The organism is Thalassospira australica (assembly GCF_044790785.1).
Lineage (GTDB): Bacteria > Pseudomonadota > Alphaproteobacteria > Rhodospirillales > Thalassospiraceae > Thalassospira > Thalassospira australica_A.
The window spans coordinates 743,473-761,575 of the sequence record NZ_CP085258.1 but is presented as its reverse complement, the minus strand read 5'-3'; the positions used below and the strand labels follow the sequence as shown (position 1 = coordinate 761,575).

General features: G+C 54.3%; 14 protein-coding genes. 8 read left to right on the top strand and 6 right to left on the bottom strand.

Annotation, left to right across the window (positions count from 1 at the left end; all coding sequences use genetic code 11):
• Positions 1-30 precede the first annotated feature (30 nt).
• Entirely contained in the window at positions 31-1,047 is a 1,017-nt protein-coding gene (locus LG297_RS03525; RefSeq protein WP_404425190.1) for a 1-aminocyclopropane-1-carboxylate deaminase, read from the bottom strand.
• A 178-nt stretch (positions 1,048-1,225) separates the two neighbouring features.
• On the opposite strand from LG297_RS03525, the gene LG297_RS03520 reads away from it, so the two are divergent.
• Positions 1,226-1,714: an Lrp/AsnC family transcriptional regulator gene (locus LG297_RS03520; RefSeq protein ID WP_404425188.1), complete on the top strand. Its 489-nt coding sequence runs from the start codon at positions 1,226-1,228 to the stop codon at positions 1,712-1,714.
• 19 nt (positions 1,715-1,733) lie between these two features.
• Here LG297_RS03520 and LG297_RS03515 read toward each other — a convergent pair whose 3' ends face one another.
• Both LG297_RS03515 and gor read right to left on the bottom strand, forming a co-directional pair.
• Complete coding sequence (locus tag LG297_RS03515; protein ID WP_404425186.1) at positions 1,734-2,552, bottom strand: tetratricopeptide repeat protein; 819 nt, start codon at positions 2,550-2,552, stop codon at positions 1,734-1,736.
• A gap of 163 nt (positions 2,553-2,715) precedes the next feature.
• Entirely contained in the window at positions 2,716-4,077 is a 1,362-nt protein-coding gene (gene gor, locus LG297_RS03510) for a glutathione-disulfide reductase (protein ID WP_404425184.1), read from the bottom strand.
• A 231-nt stretch (positions 4,078-4,308) separates the two neighbouring features.
• Here gor and LG297_RS03505 point away from each other — a divergent pair, with 231 nt between their 5' ends.
• Together LG297_RS03505 and LG297_RS03500 are read left to right on the top strand one after the other, a co-directional pair.
• Entirely contained in the window at positions 4,309-4,728 is a 420-nt protein-coding gene (locus LG297_RS03505; RefSeq protein WP_071239413.1) for a hypothetical protein, read from the top strand.
• Positions 4,729-4,838: 110 nt separating this feature from the next.
• Complete coding sequence (locus LG297_RS03500) at positions 4,839-6,278, top strand: deoxyguanosinetriphosphate triphosphohydrolase (RefSeq protein WP_404425182.1); 1,440 nt, start codon at positions 4,839-4,841, stop codon at positions 6,276-6,278.
• A gap of 894 nt (positions 6,279-7,172) precedes the next feature.
• Here LG297_RS03500 and LG297_RS03495 read toward each other — a convergent pair.
• Positions 7,173-7,916, bottom strand: a complete 744-nt coding sequence (locus tag LG297_RS03495; RefSeq protein WP_404425180.1) for a phosphoadenylyl-sulfate reductase — start codon at positions 7,914-7,916, stop codon at positions 7,173-7,175.
• The gene (locus LG297_RS03490) at positions 7,916-8,473 is read right to left on the bottom strand and encodes a bifunctional precorrin-2 dehydrogenase/sirohydrochlorin ferrochelatase (protein ID WP_404425178.1); all 558 of its coding nucleotides are present in this window, start codon (positions 8,471-8,473) and stop codon (positions 7,916-7,918) included. The genes LG297_RS03495 and LG297_RS03490 overlap by 1 nt, the downstream gene beginning before the upstream one ends.
• A 246-nt stretch (positions 8,474-8,719) precedes the next feature.
• Here LG297_RS03490 and LG297_RS03485 point away from each other — a divergent pair, with 246 nt between their 5' ends.
• The 3 genes from LG297_RS03485 to LG297_RS03475 all read left to right on the top strand — a co-directional run bounded on the left by LG297_RS03485 (position 8,720) and on the right by LG297_RS03475 (position 13,806).
• Positions 8,720-9,805 (top strand): COX15/CtaA family protein, encoded by a 1,086-nt coding sequence (locus LG297_RS03485; RefSeq protein ID WP_404425176.1) that lies wholly within the window; start codon positions 8,720-8,722, stop codon positions 9,803-9,805.
• A 201-nt stretch (positions 9,806-10,006) separates the two neighbouring features.
• Entirely contained in the window at positions 10,007-11,917 is a 1,911-nt protein-coding gene (locus LG297_RS03480; protein ID WP_404425174.1) for an ATP-dependent nuclease, read from the top strand.
• On the top strand, positions 11,914-13,806 hold the full coding sequence (locus LG297_RS03475) for an ATP-dependent helicase (RefSeq protein ID WP_404425172.1): 1,893 nt from the start codon (positions 11,914-11,916) through the stop codon (positions 13,804-13,806). Before LG297_RS03480 ends, LG297_RS03475 begins: the two co-directional genes overlap by 4 nt.
• A gap of 214 nt (positions 13,807-14,020) precedes the next feature.
• Here LG297_RS03475 and LG297_RS03470 read toward each other — a convergent pair whose 3' ends face one another.
• On the bottom strand, positions 14,021-15,289 hold the full coding sequence (locus LG297_RS03470) for a DUF3422 family protein (RefSeq protein WP_404426927.1): 1,269 nt from the start codon (positions 15,287-15,289) through the stop codon (positions 14,021-14,023).
• Between the two features lie 215 nt (positions 15,290-15,504).
• Between LG297_RS03470 and tldD the strand changes: the two genes are divergently transcribed.
• Together tldD and LG297_RS03460 are read left to right on the top strand one after the other, a co-directional pair.
• The gene (gene tldD, locus LG297_RS03465; protein WP_114095566.1) at positions 15,505-16,938 is read left to right on the top strand and encodes a metalloprotease TldD; all 1,434 of its coding nucleotides are present in this window, start codon (positions 15,505-15,507) and stop codon (positions 16,936-16,938) included.
• A gap of 94 nt (positions 16,939-17,032) precedes the next feature.
• Positions 17,033-18,046: a threonine aldolase family protein gene (locus tag LG297_RS03460; RefSeq protein ID WP_404425170.1), complete on the top strand. Its 1,014-nt coding sequence runs from the start codon at positions 17,033-17,035 to the stop codon at positions 18,044-18,046.
• Positions 18,047-18,103: the final 57 nt, after the last annotated feature.

Here is an 18,103-nt window from a genome sequence, read left to right as displayed (position 1 = left end):
GGCTTCCCCCTTTTTTGCCTTTCCGCCCGATCAGCCGTTGCGATACAGATAGCTATAGGCATTGATCGCCGGCACACCGCCAAGATGGGCATACAGAACCTTGGACCCCTTGGGGAAGTAGCCCTTTTTGACCAGATCAATCATGCCCTGCATCGATTTGCCTTCGTAAACCGGGTCGGTCATCATGCCTTCAAGACGACCACACAGGCGGATCGCCTCGTTGGTTTCATCGGATGGCACGCCATAAGCCGGATAGGCGTAATCTTCGATCAGGGTAAGGTCACGATCCGAAATGCCGCCTTCAAGTTCGACCAGATCGGCAGTTTTCTGCGCAATCGCCAGAACCTGTGCGCGGGTCTGTTCGGGCGTGCCCGACGCATCAATGCCGACCACCTTGTCCGCGCGGCCATCGGCGGCAAATCCGACGGCCATCCCGGCATGGGTGGAACCGGTGACGGTGCAGACCACGATATAATCGAATTTAAAGCCAAGCTCGGCTTCCTGGGCGCGGACTTCCTCGGCAAAACCAACAAAGCCAAGACCGCCATATTTATGCACCGATGCCCCGGCCGGGATCGGATAAGGCACCCCGCCCTTGGCCTTCACATCCTCAAGGGCGGCTTCCCAGCTTTCGCGGATGCCTATGTCAAAGCCCTCGTCGACCAGCTCGATCTCGGCCCCCATGACGCGGCTCATCAGGATGTTGCCGACCCGGTCATAAACCGCATCGTTAAACGGCACCCAGCTTTCCTGCACCAGACGGCATTTCATGCCGATCTTGGCCGCGATGGCCGCGACCTGCCTTGTGTGGTTGGATTGCACACCACCGATGGTGACAAGGGTATCAGCCCCGGATTTGATCGCGTCGGGGATGATATATTCCATCTTGCGAACCTTGTTGCCGCCGAACGCCAGCCCGGAATTGCAATCCTCGCGCTTGGCATAAAGTTCGACATCACCGCCAAGATGGGCGGAAAGACGCGGCAGGGCCTCGATCGGGGTCGGGCCAAAGGTCAGTTTGTATTTTTCAAATTTATCCAGGCGCATCGCGCACTCCCTGATTTGCAGAACGACATGGGAAACGAACCTCATGAAGGGAAATGCTACCGCCAAGCGCGTGAAAGGTGTTCTCGAACTTCGCGCCAATTTTTCACACGAAGCTTTCATCATGCATCAAAATGTGCCTAGAATTTCGAAAATTTACAGAATTCCGGAAGGTTCTTTCATGACCCAGCCTGCCAGTCCCGCGAATGCCAACCCGATAGACCGCATCGATCAAAAGATTCTGCGACTGCTGCAAACTGACGGACGGATGGGCAATGCCGATATCGCCAAACGGGTCAATGTCAGCCCGGCCACCTGCCATCGCCGGATGCAACGCCTGTTCGAGGAAGGATATATCACCTCCATCCGCGCCCAGATCGCCCCGGACAAGGTGGATCGCGCGGCACTGGTGATGGTTGGCGTGGTGCTGGACCGCTCAACCCCTGACAGTTTCGCTGCGTTCGAAACCGCGTGCCGCAAGCTGCCCTTCATCCTTGATTGCCATCTGGTGGCAGGAGATTTCGATTACTTCCTGAAAATCCGGGTCCGCGACATGGCGGACTTCAATCACCTGCATGGTGACCAACTGATCGCGCTTCCCGGTGTCCGGCAAACGCGGACGTTTTTTGTGATGAAAGAGGTCGTGGATAATGCGCCGTTGGCGTTTTGAAAAGATATAGTATTAGGCCTTATTTTCCCAGTTTTTCATAGAATTTTGCCAAAGCCAATCTGGCTGCAACATAGTTTTCATCCGCTGCAAAACTTAAATGCCTCAAAGCCTCGTTCACGTTACCGGCTCCTAAAAGGGCCATACCTAGCTGAAAGTGGAATCTGGGATTGTCTGAATTAGTCTCAAGCGCGTTTCTGCACGCAACCTCAACCGCTTTGGCGTTATATTCTTCGTAAGGAACCGGTTGCCCAACTCTTCTTACATCGGTGGGCATCGCGCCGATAAGATCGCATTCATCAAGCGCTGCACTGAAGTTTTCGTCAGGTTGCGATAAAGGGCCGACCATCGTCTCAGCCTTCTTTTTATCAAATCTTTTCAAAAACTTTTGAGCCGCATCATAATTTTTTGACGCCGCGATTTCCAAATGCTCCAGCGCCTTGTCAGCTTCAAGCAACATCGCCATCGCGATTCCTAACTGGAAATGGAACCTTGGATTTCCCGGATCAGCAATCAAGGCCTCAGCGCAAGCGGTAGAAACGTCAAATGGGTCGTAATCTTCAATTGGAACAGGACGCCCCGCACGAGCATCATCAAATTTCAAAGCCCCTATCTCATCACATAAGACAAGCTGATTTGCTGTCGCCAATGGCGAATTAAACAAAGCAAGAAACAAGATTAGAAAGCCAACTGCACCAAAGCAGAATTTCACAACATCTCTCTCATCTTCATGCCTCAAACTCTCATTCACAATCAGGAAAACATTAGCAGAAAAAGAAATTGAGTGGGAGCTTGACCCGCAAAAAACGTGAACGCCAATTTCCCCAAAACGTAAGGACACGATACTTATTTTTCCTCGATTGAAGTATGAAAAAGGCGGCACCACAGGGATGCCGCCTTGATTGTATCTGCCATTCACCGATTGCTGGTGCACTTGGCACCGAAGTCTGGATTCCCGCCTTCGCGGGAATGACGGTGAGTGATGGTCGCGCGTGGTCGGTGCCTTAATCCGCGACCGGGAAGCGCATGGTGACGAATTCTTCCGCTGCCGACGGATGCACCGCGACGGTCTGGTCGAACTGGGCCTTGGTTGCGCCAAGGCGGACTGCAATGCCGATGCCCTGGATGATTTCGGCGGCGTCGGGGCCGACCATGTGCGCACCAAGGACAACGTCGGTGGTTTTGTCGACGACAAGCTTCATCATGGTTTTTTCATCGCGACCCGAAAGGGTGTGGCGCATCGGTTTAAAGGTGGATTTATAGATTTCAACCGGTCCGCCTTTGGCGCGTGCCTCTTCCTCGCTAAGCCCGACCGTGCCGACCGGTGGCTGGCTGAAGACGGCGGTCGGGATCGCCTGATAGGACATCGACCACGGTTTGCCGCCAAAGACGGTATCGGCAAAGGCCATGCCTTCCTTGATCGCAACCGGGGTCAGTTGCACATGGTCGGTGACGTCACCAACCGCATAGATGTTCGGAACGCTGGTTTGCAGGCCCTTGTTGATTTTGACCGCACCGTTATCGTTCGTTTCGATCCCGACGGCCTCAAGCCCGAGACCCTTGGTATTGGGCGCGCGACCGGTGGCAAACATCACGGCGTCGACTTCCATGTCACCCCCGCCCGTCAGGGTCAGTTTCAGGCTGCCGTCGGACTGTTTTTCAATCGCGGTGACATTGGTGTTGAAGCGCAGATCGACACCCTTTTTGACGATTTCCTCGGCCAGATGGTTGCGGATATCGTGATCGAAGCCGCGCAGGATCTGATCGCCGCGATAAAGCTGTGTGACGTGTGCACCAAGGCCTGCAAAAATCCCGGCAAATTCAACCGCGATATAGCCACCGCCAACAACCACGATGCGTTTTGGCAGGTCTTCGAGGTGAAAGGCCTCGTTCGAGGAAATCGCATGTTCGATGCCCGGAATGTCGGGCAGGGTCGGATGACCGCCAACCGCGATCAGGATGCGTTCGGCGGTAACTTCCTCGCCCCCCACAACAACGGTATGGGCGTCCTTGAAGGTTGCGCGATGTTCGAACAGCTTGACGTTCGAACCGGCCAGAAGCTTGTGATAGATGCCATTCAGGCGGTCGATTTCCGCATCCTTGTTGGCGATCAGCTTTTTCCAGCTAAAGCTCGGTTCGCCCGGAAGGGTCCAGCCATAGGCCGCCGCGTCTTCGAAATCCTCGGCAAAATGTGCGCCGTAAACCAGAAGCTTTTTGGGCACACAGCCGCGAATGACACAGGTACCGCCAACGCGGCTTTCCTCGGCAATCGCGACCTTCGCCCCATAGCCAGATGCAACGCGCGCGGCCCGCACCCCGCCCGATCCGGCACCGATGACAAACAGGTCAAAATCATAGTCCGACATGCGGAAATCCTTATTCTTGATCATTGCGTGATATGGGGCCAAATGTAGGGCGGAAATCACAAGAGTCGAGGCAAAAGCCGCCCCGTTGCGATGAATTTCGTGTTATCGCGTTAAAAAATGCCCCGGAATGCCGGTTCACCCAACCGAAGATAGCATTTGGTAATTTTCTCGCTATATGCTGGAAAGAGCCGGTGATTTGATGAACGGCCCCACAACACAGGAACAACGCCCATGAGTGACCGGATGACAGGTCAGGACGCATCGTTTGACAATGCCCCGCAATATGCAGATACGCGCGGCGGCAATACGGCTGTCGTCTGCTACGGCCTGATGATCGCGACCCTGTTTACCGCCTTTGCCACCGGTCTGATCGCGCTGATTGTTGCCTATGTCGCGCGCGAGGATGATGATCACTGGACCAACAGCCATTACACATTCATCATCCGCACATTCTGGATCAGCATCCTTTATGCGATCATTCTGGGCTTTTTCACGCTGGTGATCGGATGGGTGCCGCTTCTGGGCTGGGCGATTGTCGGCCTGATGGCGCTTTATACTACCGCGTGGTTTATCGGGCGCAACGTGATCGGCGTTTTGCGCGCCCTTAACGGCAGCCCGATTGATAATCCGAAAAGCTGGTTCTTCGGATAAGATCACACTGATTTGGCGCAATCGGTTTTGCCCGATTGCGCCCGACTCCCCACCCCGTTAAAGTCGGGTTTGCGGACGCACATACGACACGGACAGGGAGTCGCATCGCCATGGGTTCGATGCAACCGGCCAAAATGCGCTGGGAAAATCTGCTTTCACCACACCGGCTTGATTTTCGGGATGGCAAGATTCGCCTGCCCGATGGCGATCCGCATCCAAGCCCGGATGGCAGAAGCCCGTTCCAGATCGATGTCGACCGAATCATTTTTTCATCCTCGTTCCGCCGCCTTCAGAACAAGACACAGGTTCATCCGCTTTCGGAAAACGACCATGTGCATACCCGCCTGACCCACACGATCGAGGTCGGATCGGTCGGGCAGTCGCTGGGCCTGATGGCCGGTGCGCATATCGTCAAACACCTGCCAAAAGACAGCCCGATCACCATTGCCGATATCGGCTATATGGTGCAGGCCGCCTGCCTGGCGCATGATATCGGCAACCCGCCATTCGGCCATTCCGGCGAGGATGCGATCAATGAATGGTTCACCACATCGCGCCTTGCCAAGGAAGAACTGACCGGGTGGCTGACCGGGCCGGAGCTTGAGGATCTGCGGCATTTCGAAGGGAATGCGCAAGGGCTCCGCATCATCAGCCAGCTTGAAATGAAGCGGTTTGACGGCGGGCTGAACCTGACTTACGGCACGCTTGGCAGCTTCATCAAATATCCGCGCAGCACGTCGGTGCCCGATGCGCGCCGTCGCGAATATACCGGCCTTAAGAAACCCGGATATTATCAGGCGGAACGCGACATTGCCCATGCGATTGCCAATGTTTGCGGGCTGTCGCCGCTTGACGGGTTTGACGGGGCGTGGCGACGCCATCCGCTGGTGTATCTGGTCGAGGCGGCCGATGATATCTGCTATTCGGTGGTCGATCTTGAAGATGGCTGGGAGCTTAACTGTGTGAGTTTCGAGCAGGTCGAACGCGCCCTTGCCCCGATTGCGCGCCACCCGGAAAAATATCCGGGTGATGCCGAAAAACGCTGGGCCGATTTGCGGGCCGAGCCATGGTATGCCGAGAAATCCGAAGATGACCGGATCGGCTTTTTGCGTGGCAAGGCGATTGGCAATCTGGTGAAGGCGGCGGTTGATGCCTTTATCGAGCATGAAGACGCGCTGCTTTCGGGCACACTGGAGGGTGATCTGCTGGCCAATACGCCGCTTGGTAAGGATGCCAGACAATGCAAGATGCTGGCGGTCGAGCGGATTTATAACGCGCCGCATGTCCTGCCGATTGAAATGGCCGGGTTCGAGGTGATCAACGGCCTGCTTGACAGCTTTGTCCGGGCCGCGATTGATATCGAAGAACATCAGAAACACGGCAAACGCCTGCCGCCGCAGGCCGACCGGATCGACAAGCTTCTGTCGGGCAAGCTGTCGGAAGCCGACGGGCTTTATGCCCGGATCATGCGGGTGATGGATTACATATCCGGCATGACGGACCGCTATGCGGTGACGCTGTTTCGCAAGCTTCAGGGCATTACGATTTAAGACAAGAAGCCCGGCAGGCTCGCCCACCTAAGATATTGATACATATATAAAATTTGTCACAGCAGGCTTCTGATGGGAACTTTTTCCGTTTTTTCGTGAAAAAGTTCTTGATTTGTTCTTTGGTTTGTGGCATAAGAGCAAAATCAACGGGACAAATGGGCCCGGAGACAAAACCCGCAAAGCGTGATTCGCTTTTGCGGGTTTTTTGCGTTTCGGGCGGCAAAAACAGGAATGAGACGATGACAGGGCAGCGATCTGACTTGATGACATGGCGGGGGCGGTATCGCCAAAGGGCCATCACTGGCGCATGGAAAAGCCATTACGGCGGTCATGCGTCCGGGCCGTGAGGCCACGCGAGATTTACGAAAACTGTGGTTTATCATGACGGGAGAAATGTGCCCTTTGGGTAAGGGCGTTTGTTCGGGGCAGGGATAGCCGGGGCGAAGTTGGTTCGGTCCGTTCAGCCCGGTCGGTGAAGCGTGAAAATGTCGAGAATCATCGGGCCCGAATTGCGCCCGGATTGGATCGGCACGGGATCGGCTGGCCGGGTTGCCGGGGTGGCTGGATTGGCTTGGCGGTTGATCACAATCGTCATTCCGGGCGAAGCGGAGCGCAGACCCGGAATCCATATCCCATCGAAAGAGACTGGATTCCCGCCGTCGCGGGAATGACGATCAGGTTGGGAGTGCTTTGTCAGCGGTCCGGGGTTGGTTGGCTTGGCGGGTTTGGCTTGTGATTGATCAAACCGTCATTCCGGTCGAAGTGCAGCGCAGACCCGGAATCCATATCCCATTGAAAGAGACTGGATTCCCGCCGTCGCGGGAATGACGATCAGGTCGGGAAGGCTTTGCCCGCAGTCGGAAAAGCCCGGCACAAGGACCGGGCTTTTGTTTTTCAGATGATGTAGTGGATGCCGCATTCGGTCTTGTCCTGACCGGCCCAGCGACCGGCACGGACATCGGTTGAATTGGGATCAACCCGATCGGTGCATGGCATGCAGCCGATGGACAGGAAGCCTTCGGCTTCGAGCGGATGGCGTGGCAAGGCGCGGTTTTCAAAGATATCTTCGATATCCTCGCGCCGGTAACCGGCCAGCGGATTGATCTTGATCCGGGTTCCGGCGGTTTCGATCACGGGTAATTGCCCGCGTTCGCCACCGTGGAAGCGTTTGCGCCCGGTCAGCCACGCGTCATAGCCCTTGAGCGCACGTTGCAGTGGTTCGACCTTGCGCAGATAGCAGCATTTGGCGGTATCCGTGGCAAACAGCATGCCGTTGGGATCATCCGCTGCCAGAAGCTTTTCATCCGGGCGCATGATCTGGATATTGGTCAGGCCAAGCTGATCAACGAGCTGTTCACGATAGCGATGGGTTTCGCCAAACAGCTTGCGGGTATCAAGGAAGATCACCGGCAGGTTCGGATCGACCTCGGACACGAGGGCGAGCAGAGCCGCGGCCTCTGTCCCGAAGGACGAGGTCATGGTGATTTTGCCCTGGAATTCCTCGTGCACCATCGGTTCGATCAGGGAAATGCCCTGCAAATGGCCGTATCGCGACAGCAGATCAGCCGCGCGGACTTCGGCTTCCTCGACCGACATAGAGCCGCCGGTGACAATGTCTTCTTCGCGCATGACTGTCATCACAACCATCCCCGACGGTCGATATAATCGTCCGTCATTTTAAGAAGCTGTTTCATGTCAGCCCCTTCGGCCTTCCATTTTTCACGCTGACCGGAAAGCTCGCGCAGGCGCTGATCCCATTTGGGCACCAGCCAGTTTTCAATCGCACGGCGAATACGCCCGGCCAGACGCGGGCTGTGCCCGTTGGTCGAAACCGTGATCATCAGGTCACCGCGCGTTACCCGCGCCGGCGAGAAAAAATCGCAGTATTCCTTGACGTCCTCGACATTGGCGATCGTGCCGACGGCCTTGGCGATGGCAGCCAGTTCGGCAGCCTTTTCGTGCGGCAAATCAACAATAAACAGGATTGCGGCCGCGTTGACATCGGCCGAATTCGGGAGATAGCGGTGCAACCGGTCGCCAGCCTGGTCTACCAGTTCGGCAATCGGGTCTTCGGCATAAACGGTGACGTATCTCGCCCCATCACCGTCAAGCTGGCGCAAACGGTTCAGGGTTGCCTGCCCGTTGCCCACCAGAGCGACCGAAAGCCGCTTCAGGTCCAGATTGATGGGAAACATCGTCGATCCTCAAAAGAAAGTTTCTGTTGGTTGATTAAGACTATGAGTGTGTATATCGAACAATTCAATACATTTTTTATGTGTTTTATATTTATAGAACACTATTTATTGAGTAAATAGCATTCGTGATCCGGCCCCGATGACGGCCGTAAAAGCACTACGGTGAAGCTTTTCCTGCACTTTTTGAAATTTCATCCTATATTGGGCGCGAAATCATGCGCCCGCACGACAAAGAGATCCCGCCCGATGTCCCCGATTGACCAGACCAGCAGCGTTTCATCCGCCCTGCCCCATACCGCAGCCACAGCCCCCACCCCGCACAGGAATGTTGCGATGTGGCTGTTTTTTGTGGCGGCCATGGTGTTCATCATGGTGGTGATCGGTGGCCTGACACGATTGACGGAGTCCGGGCTTTCCATCGTGGAATGGCGGCCCTTTACCGGGATCATCCCGCCGATGAACGAGGCGGACTGGATGGCGCTTTATCAGCAATACAGCCAGTATCCGGAGTTTCAGAAGATCAATGCCTGGATGTCGGTCGAGGATTTCAAATCGATCTTCTGGCTGGAATTCATTCACCGGCTTTGGGGCCGGTTGATTGGCGTTGTGTTCTTTGTGCCGTTTGTCTGGTTCCTTGCCAAAAAATCCATTGATGGCGCGACCAAATGGAAGCTTTGGGGCCTGTTCATCCTTGGCGGTTTGCAGGGGGCAATGGGCTGGTACATGGTCATGAGCGGCCTTGTCGACCGCCCCGATGTCAGCCAGTACCGCCTGACCGCGCATTTCGGTCTGGCGCTGGTGATTTTCATCGCGTTGATGTGGGTCGGGCTTAACCAGTATGCCCCGCGCGGCATTTCAACCCATGCCTCAAAACGCGGCTGGCAGCTTCTGGCGCTGATCGTGTTTACCGCCCTTTCGGGCGGCTTTGTGGCCGGGATCAATGCGGGACATACCTATAACACCTTCCCGCTGATGGACGGGCAACTGATCCCCGACGGGCTGTTTGTTTACAGCCCCGCATGGCTGGCGCCGTTTGAGGACCATATGACGGTGCAGTGGGATCACCGGTGGCTGGCGAAACTGACCTTTATCGCGGTGATCCTGTTCTGGTGGCGGGCCGGGAAATGGAACCTGACACCGCAGCAACGCCTTGCCACGCATCTGGTGCTGGCGGCGGTTTGCCTTCAGGTCGTGCTTGGGATTTCAACGTTGCTGAGTGTCGTCTGGTTGCCGCTGGGTGTGGCGCATCAGGCGGGGGCGGTGGTGCTGGTCGGGGCAGCGACCTATGCGATTTACAGGTTATCGGGAGATCGGGGTGCTGGCGGGGTTTGATGGCAAAACACCTGCCCCCGGCATCTGGTATCTGGTATCTGGTATCTGGTATCTGAAAAATAAATTTTCCCCCTTTGATTCAGAACATTTCAACGAGCAAGCTGTCGTTTGTGTTTCTTCGATAAAATTTAAGTTGTCTTAACTAGAACAAACACCCCCAAAGATTTAACATGGCACATTACAGATACCTAAAGGTGCCAGATGCAATTAAAGCGGATAAGGATTTCCAACTTCCGGTCAATACAAGAAACAGAGATTGAACTTGGGGAAACGACAGTCCTCATTGGACCGAACAACTCTGGGAAGACTGCTATTCTTGAGGCTTTACGGATAGCTCTGACCCGTCGCTGGGGGCAACGCGGAACTGGGTTTACCGAATATGATATGCATTTATCTCAGGAGCGAACTGATCCTAAAGTGGGCCCCCCCTTAACAATTGAAGTTGAGCTCGAAGAAAAAGAGCCCGAAGACTGGCCTGACGACCTTCAGAACGAGCTTGAGGACATTATTCAATTTGATCCGATGAGCGGAAAGTCCTCAATCTTTTTGCGGGTAACGTGTGCGTGGGATGAGTTGGAGGACTCATATGTCCCGCGATGGGAATTCCTCAATGTTCAAAAGGCACCGCTCACCGGACGTGGCGCTCGTTCTTTAAACTTCCAAGATTTCTTCCAATACCTGCCCGTTTTCTATCTCGGCGCATTACGTGATGCAAATGACGAATTCAGTGCCAAGAGCCAGTTTTGGGGTAAGTTGCTCAGAACGATAAACATTCCGGAAGAGCTTGAACAAGAAGCCAAGACTATATTTGACGAGCTGAACACTCGGATACTCAACTCCGACCCAAAATTGCAAGACTTAACCAATTCCCTCTCGTCAATAAGTGCCGTATCGTCAACAGATACCCCTGGACAAGCGAATCTTCGAATCCTGCCATTAAACACGTGGGACATCCTCTCCAAAGCAGAGGTGATTTATCAATCTGAAGAAATCAAGCCTTGGCTGCCCCTCGAACGTCATGGACAAGGGATTCAAAGCCTTTCAGTACTTTTTCTATTTAAGTCCTTCGTAGAGATTTTACTTCATGAGCTATACAAGCCAGACAGTACAGCAGTGCTAGCGCTCGAAGAGCCGGAGACGCATTTACATCCACAAGCAGCACGGGCACTGTGGAGACACACCAATGAGCTAGACGGCCAGAAAATCATCACTACACATTCACCATATTTCCTACAGCATGTTCCATTCCGCGATATTCGCGTAGTCAGAAACGGTGAAAATGGCTCAAAAGTGCTGTCATTACCGCGGCAATTTAAAGTCGAGGTGCCTTACGTTGCGGGCTTCGCCCAACCTATTCAAGCTTCCAATGGACTTCTTGAATACGATCAAACGTTTGGAGCGCTGATTTCCAAAGGAGAGATTTCTCAAAATCTATACAGAGATTTACTCCGTGCCTGCACTGCGCCTGAACACAAGGCGTATCATGAACCATTACGGCGACTTTACGAAACCTCGAAGACCTTCATCAGTGACGCAGAGCTCGAGCAGCTAGAGACATTTGCCCGACGAATACGTGGAGAGATTTTTTTCGCGCGTCGGTGGTTACTTGTAGAAGGTCAATCCGATTATAATCTGGTACATGGAACGGCCAAAGGCCTTGGCTATGACTTAGATGAACACGGAGTAGCCGTAATAGACTTCAAGAACTGTGGAAATCCATCAATCTTTGCTGTTCTAGCTCGAGCGCTCGAGTACCCGTGGTTGATCGTGGTTGATGGTGATCCAGCAGGCTTAGGATACATAGAAGAGATAAAGCAACGCGGCTTCTCTGGTGATGAAGTAGATAGGCGAAGTTTCCACTTACCTGATGGCTATCTGGAGCAACAGCTGATTGCAGATGGCCTTCAAGACGAACTAAAAGATATCCTAATAAGCCTTGGGATTGAAAACGCAAACACGCTGGATGATGAAGCGCTTTTAAGCCAGCTGAAAAAAGAAAAAAACAACTACACTCAGATACTAGCCAAAAGATGTGTAAGTTCCCCCGAACTGGCCGAAAGAATGCCCGGACCAATGCGAACTGCAATTCGATCCTTGAGAGGTCTAGAATGAACACTCCGCAACTAACAGACGATCTCTTGGCACTGACAAAAGCGCAAACAGATTGCGTCAACTGGGATAGTGGCGCTCTGCTTGTCCTAGCCGGACCGGGCTCAGGGAAAACACGAGTTTTAACCACAAGGATTGCAAGGCTATTAGAGCAAAGCCCCACCGGCACGTTCCGTATCCTGGCGCTCACCTTTACCAATAAGGCAGCAGACGAAATGAGCGCTCGAGTCTTCGGCATGGTTCCAGATCAAGCACGAAGAGCTCTGATCGGGACATTTCATTCTTTTTGCATGCAGCTTCTTCAGCAACATGGTTCTCATATTGGTATTAACCCGGACTTCTCTATCTACTCTTTGCAAGCAGATCGTCAGGATTTACTAAAAGAGGCCCTTAGAGATAACTCTATTGACGTCGATGACGTCAAAGTGCTGCCGATAATAGATAAGCTAAAAGCTGCACTAGTACTCCCTGAGGGTTGCTCAGCGTTATTTCGGGACCAAGAAACTGGCGAGAAAGTTGAATTAGCCTATGCGGCCTACGAAAATGCCTTGAATCGCGTTAACGCCCTCGACTTTGGATCACTTATCGCTCAGTCATATAAACTCATTACAACCTTTCCGGGGATAGCAGCCCGGTATAGGAAAACCTATCGTTACTGGTTGTTTGATGAGTTCCAAGACACTACTGAGGGGCAATATCGACTAATTCGCTCCCTAGCAGGAGATGACTTCAAAAATCTCTTTGTCGTAGCTGATGACGACCAAATCATCTATCAGTGGAATGGTGCGAGCTATAAGCAAATTCAGCGCTTTCGCAAGGATTTCAACCCCACCGAAATTCAACTACCAACAAACTACAGATGCCCACCTAGTATCGTCGCTGTAGCCAACCGCCTAGTTACTCATAATAAAGAGCGAACAACTGGCAAGATGCCGCTGCTATCCGCAAAGACAAGTCAAACTTCGAAAGTGGACAGCTCAATTTCCCTACATCGCTATAACAGCGACCAGAATGAAGCAGCCGGAATTGCACAAGCTATTGCTGCTTACCCACGCTCACAATGGGGAAATATCGTTGTTCTCGCTCGAACACGCGCTTTAGTTCAAAACATAAAAAATCAATTGGTTGCACACAATATAAATGCCGTATTTGCACAACGACAGGATGATTTCAGATCGCCTTACTTTATTTGGTTGAACGCTGCCTTACGATTAGCCTCACATCCGCTTGACCGACGCTCTCTTGAAACACTTGTTGGGGCCTTCAATCGCACTTTTAACACGTCTCAAAACGCGGAAGAGATTCAAGCTGCTTCTCAACTTTCCTCTAATACTTTTCTACTTGAATGGGCACGGATTACGGCAGCAGCGAACCCAGAAGTAAGTCTCTTTTCTGGCTTAGCTGAAAGGCTGAGTCAAAACCCAGCTTCATACCAAAACATAATTTCCGAATTCATGGACTCACTTCCCGCAGACGCTTCCGATGAGAACGACATTCAGGAAGACACGGCCGCGTGGAAGGACCTGACTAAATCAATCAAAAGAGCTTTGCCCGAACCACTTCCACTTGAGAAATTTTTGCAAGAATTGGCGATGCGCTCAAAGGAGCCACCAATTAAAGCAAATACGGTAACGCTGATGACAATTCATGGGGCAAAAGGAAAAGAATTCGATATCGTATTTGTCGCAGGCCTCGCTGAAGAAGTTCTTCCTAGTTTCCAAAGCGTGCGTGCTGGCGAGAAAAGTCCGCAAATGGAAGAAGAACGGAGAAACTGCTTTGTCGCGATAACAAGAGCTAAGGAGCTTTTATATTTATCGTTTGCAGACAGGTACAATGGCTGGCCGAAGCAACCATCTCGCTTCTTATATGAAATGGGGATTTTACCTGAATAAGAAGGTAGCTCACCGCACCGCAGTATTTGGGCATACCAAGGTATTAATTTCGCTGAATATATCGCCGAACTAAATAGCCTCGGAACACAAAAATGCCCCAGCCAATTAATCACCTAATTGTTTGATATTGTTAGATTATTCTGCATTATTTAAACCTGCGACCTTCAGGTAACGAGCCTGACAAGCATCAATAAAAAGGGGCTTCCAAGCACCCTCACCCGTCATCCCGATGCAGCACCTTCCTAATCCGGCGCATGGATATCCAGATCGCGGCGAGGACGACCGGCACGGCGAGGCCGGTGGCGAGGCGGTCGTTGATCGGAAGACCGGCATCCTTTAGCGCCTTGAACAGATATCCCAGAAGCCCGACGGCGTAATAGGTGATCGCCGCCACCGACAGGCCTTCGACGGTTTGTTGCAGGCGCAGTTGCAGTTTGACGCGTCGATCCATGCTGGCCAGCAGGTCGCGGTTTTGGGCTTCGAGCAGGATATCGACCCTTGTGCGCAGCAGGTTGTTGGCACGCGCCACCCGTTTCGAGAGGACTTCGAGGCGATCACCGATATTCTGGCAGGTGCGCATCGCCGGGGCCAGACGGCGTTCCATAAACTCGGTCATGGTTTGCAGGCCTTCGACGCGTTCCTCGCGCAGTTCGACGAGGCGCGCCTGCAAAATGCGGTAATAGGCGCGCGCCGCACTGAACCGGTAATTGAGCGAGGCGGCCATTTCTTCGGTCTGGGCGGCAAGGTCGGTCAGTTTTTGCAGGGTGCCTTCGTCGTCGGTGTGCGATTTGCTGGCCATTTCGGCGGTGATCGATGACAGGCGGGTATCGATTTCCGAGACCTTGGGCGTTGCGCAATGGGCCAGCGGAAAGGCCAGCAAGGCCATCATGCGATAAACCTCGATTTCCTTGAGCCGCTGGATCAGACGCCCGGCTTGCAGGACCTCAAGGCCCTGATCACGGATCAGGATGCGGCCAAAGCCATCGCCATGCAGGCGAAAATCGGTCCAGACCATCGCCGTACCGCCCAGAACGCGGCTGCCGGTCAGGCCGTTGTGATCAAACAGGCGCGATACTTCGTCAGACGAGCGTTCGTCGCGGTCCATGGCAATGTGCAAGCCCACCAGAAGCTGCCCCGGCGTGGCTTCAAGCCAGTCCTGCGGGATCAGGTTGATGACCGGATCGTCAAACGGATGGTCAAAGGCGGCCTGGCGTTTGAAGACATAGACGGTGAATTCCGCGTGGCGTTCCCAGATGATGGAAAAACCGTCGCACTGGGCTTCGTAATATTTCTGATCGGGTGCCGGGGGTGTCAGGCTGTATCGCTGGCAGAAGCCCTGAAAATGGGTGCGGACATCGGTATCGAGTTCCTCGCCTGCGTGAAAGGCGATGCAGGTGCAGCGCGCCGGGCTTTGCACCCCGCCAAACGGGCGGGCATGGATTTCGTTATGAAGGGCGACACGCTGGGGATGTTCAACAAACATTGCCACGGGCTTTCATAATTGGCCATTGCGGTCTATATAGGGTCAGAACCCTAACGCCCTGACACGTTCTGTATAGACGAAAGTCCAAGGTGGCAGATAGCCCTGAAAACGTAAGGGAAAATACTGTCACAGGTGATTTAACCCACAGGCGAAAATCGCCCACTTGGCCAAAGTCGCCCATCTGTTGCCATCCGGCACGCCCGCAAGGAGGTTTCATGACCGATCTGAGCAAAACCGACAGCCTGTTTTTCGCCAATGGCGACCTTGATCGCGACCGGCTTGAAAAGCAGGTCAATGATGCGCTGGGCGCGGCGGAAGACGGGGAGCTTTTCCTTGAATACCGGCAGTCCGAAAGCCTGACATGGGATGATGGCCGCCTGCGCAGTGCCAATTTCGATACCGCACAGGGTTTTGGCCTGCGTGCGGTTGCCGATGAGGCCACCGCCTTTTCGCATTCAAACGAGCTTTCCAATGATGCGGTCGGCCGTGCGGCCGAGACCGTCAAGGCGGTTGGCAATGGGCGTTCGGGCAAGGTCGATCTGGGATCAATCGGCACCAATGTGTCGCTTTATTCCGATGTCAATCCGCTGGGCGAGGCAACGTTTGAGGCGAAGGTTGATCTGCTGGGCAAGATCGATGCCTATGCGCGCGGCAAGGACCCGCGTGTGGTGCAGGTTTCCGCATCGATTTCGGGCAACTGGCAGGCAGTGCAGATCTGGCGCAGCGGCGGGCAGCGGATCGGCGATATTCGCCCGCTGGTGCGGTTTAACGTTTCGGTCGTCGTCAAACAGGGCGACCGCATGGAAACCGGATCGCATGGTCAGGGCGGACGCATTGGCTATGACGGGTTCTTTGAAGAAAAAAGCTGGAAATCGGCAGTTGACGAAGCCCTGCGTCAGGCGACGCTGAACCTTGAATCGGTTGCGGCGCCTGCGGGCGAGATGACCGTGGTGCTTGGTCCGGGCTGGCCGGGGATTTTGCTGCATGAAGCCATCGGTCACGGGCTTGAGGGCGATTTCAACCGCAAGGGCACATCGGCCTTTGCCGGTTTGCTTGGGCAGCGGATTGCATCGCCGGGGGTGACGGTTGTTGATGACGGCACGATCCATGATCGCCGCGGGTCGCTTTCGATTGATGATGAAGGCACCCCGACCCAGCGCACGGTTCTGATCGAGGATGGTATCCTGAAGGGTTTCATGCAGGATCGCCTGAATGCACGCCTGACCGGGGTGAAATCCACCGGTAACGGGCGGCGGCAATCCTATGCCCATGCGCCGATGCCGCGCATGACCAATACCTATATGCTGGGCGGTGACAAGGACCCGGGTGAAATCCTGGCGTCGGTCAAGAAAGGCATTTATGCGGTCAATTTCGGTGGTGGGCAGGTCGATATCACATCGGGCAAGTTCGTGTTTTCGGCATCCGAGGCCTATCTGATCGAAAACGGTAAGCTTGGCGCGCCGGTCAAGGGGGCGACCCTGATTGGTAATGGCCCCGACAGCCTGACCAAGGTTTCGATGATCGGCAATGACATGAAGCTTGATGACGGGATCGGCACGTGCGGCAAGGATGGCCAGGGTGTTCCGGTTGGTGTTGGTCAGCCAACACTTCGCATTGATGGCCTGACTGTTGGCGGCACGGCCGTTTAAAGACCGGATATCATGTTAATTTCAAAGCCTGCTTGCGTTAAACCGTAAGCAGGCTTTTTATTTGCCCATCGCCACCATTGATAACGAGGCCCCGATGAATTTTTCGTCTGATAACGTGTCGCCGATCTGCCCGGAAATCCTTGCCGCGATTGCCGAGGCCAGCGATCCCGCCCTGCCCTATGGCGCGGACGCGGCAAGCCAGCAACTTGATGGCGTGTTTTCCGATCTGTTTGGCAAGGAGGTGGCCGTGGTGCCGGTTGCCACCGGGACGGCGGCCAATCTGGTCGGATTGTCGGCACTGGTATCCCCGTTTGGCGGGGTGGCCTGCCATCATCAGGCACATATCAACCGCACGGAATCGACCGGGGTGGCATTTTATGGCAACGGGGCGAAGCTTCTGACCATGGACGGGCCATCGGCGAAGCTGTTGCCCGAAACGCTTGATGCGTTTTTAACCCGCGAAAACACCCATGGCATGCATTCGGTTGATCCGGAATGTGTTGCCATCACGCAGGCGACCGAATTCGGCACGATCTATGACGTTGATGAAGTTCAGGCGATTGGCAGGGTAACAAAAACACACGGCATGAAGTTTTTCATGGACGGGGCGCGGTTTGCCAATGCGATTGCCGCCCTTGGCTGCCATCCGGCCGACATCACCTGGAAGGCGGGGCTTGATGTTTTAAGTTTTGGCGCGACCAAGAACGGGGCGATGGCGGTTGATGCGATCATCCTGTTTGATCCGTCGCTGCGCGCAAGGGTCGAAAAGGCACGCAAACGGGGCGGGCATCTGTTTTCCAAGCACCGTTATCTGGCGGCACAGCTTCTGGCCTATGTGAAGGATGATCTTTGGCTGCGTAATGCGCGCCATGCCAATCAGGCCGCAAGCGCCCTTTGCCAGTCGCTTGAAACCCTTGGCGCGCGGGCGGCCTTTGCCCCGCAGGGTAACGAGCTGTTTGTGCATATGAATGACGATCTGGCCGAACGGCTGCGCAAGGCCGGGCTGGTGTTTCGACCGTGGCCTGCGGTCGGGCCGGATGCGTTTCGATTTGTTAGCGGCTGGAACAGCCCGATCGAGGCGATCCGCACCTTGCCCGAGACCATATAGGCATCATTGCCATTCGAACGGGTCGCATGTGATAAGGGTTGGTCAGGTTGCGGGGCA

Coding starts and splice junctions, on each gene's coding strand:
- LG297_RS03470 (WP_404426927.1), bottom strand. CDS start 15,289: ATGTTTGTTGAACATCCCCAGCGTGTCGCCCTTCATAACGAAATCCAT.
- LG297_RS03500 (WP_404425182.1), top strand. CDS start 4,839: ATGGGTTCGATGCAACCGGCCAAAATGCGCTGGGAAAATCTGCTTTCA.
- LG297_RS03495 (WP_404425180.1), bottom strand. CDS start 7,916: ATGACAGTCATGCGCGAAGAAGACATTGTCACCGGCGGCTCTATGTCG.
- LG297_RS03460 (WP_404425170.1), top strand. CDS start 17,033: ATGAATTTTTCGTCTGATAACGTGTCGCCGATCTGCCCGGAAATCCTT.
- LG297_RS03485 (WP_404425176.1), top strand. CDS start 8,720: ATGTCCCCGATTGACCAGACCAGCAGCGTTTCATCCGCCCTGCCCCAT.
- gor (WP_404425184.1), bottom strand. CDS start 4,077: ATGTCGGACTATGATTTTGACCTGTTTGTCATCGGTGCCGGATCGGGC.
- tldD (WP_114095566.1), top strand. CDS start 15,505: ATGACCGATCTGAGCAAAACCGACAGCCTGTTTTTCGCCAATGGCGAC.
- LG297_RS03525 (WP_404425190.1), bottom strand. CDS start 1,047: ATGCGCCTGGATAAATTTGAAAAATACAAACTGACCTTTGGCCCGACC.
- LG297_RS03490 (WP_404425178.1), bottom strand. CDS start 8,473: ATGTTTCCCATCAATCTGGACCTGAAGCGGCTTTCGGTCGCTCTGGTG.
- LG297_RS03505 (WP_071239413.1), top strand. CDS start 4,309: ATGAGTGACCGGATGACAGGTCAGGACGCATCGTTTGACAATGCCCCG.
- LG297_RS03475 (WP_404425172.1), top strand. CDS start 11,914: ATGAACACTCCGCAACTAACAGACGATCTCTTGGCACTGACAAAAGCG.
- LG297_RS03480 (WP_404425174.1), top strand. CDS start 10,007: ATGCAATTAAAGCGGATAAGGATTTCCAACTTCCGGTCAATACAAGAA.
- LG297_RS03520 (WP_404425188.1), top strand. CDS start 1,226: ATGACCCAGCCTGCCAGTCCCGCGAATGCCAACCCGATAGACCGCATC.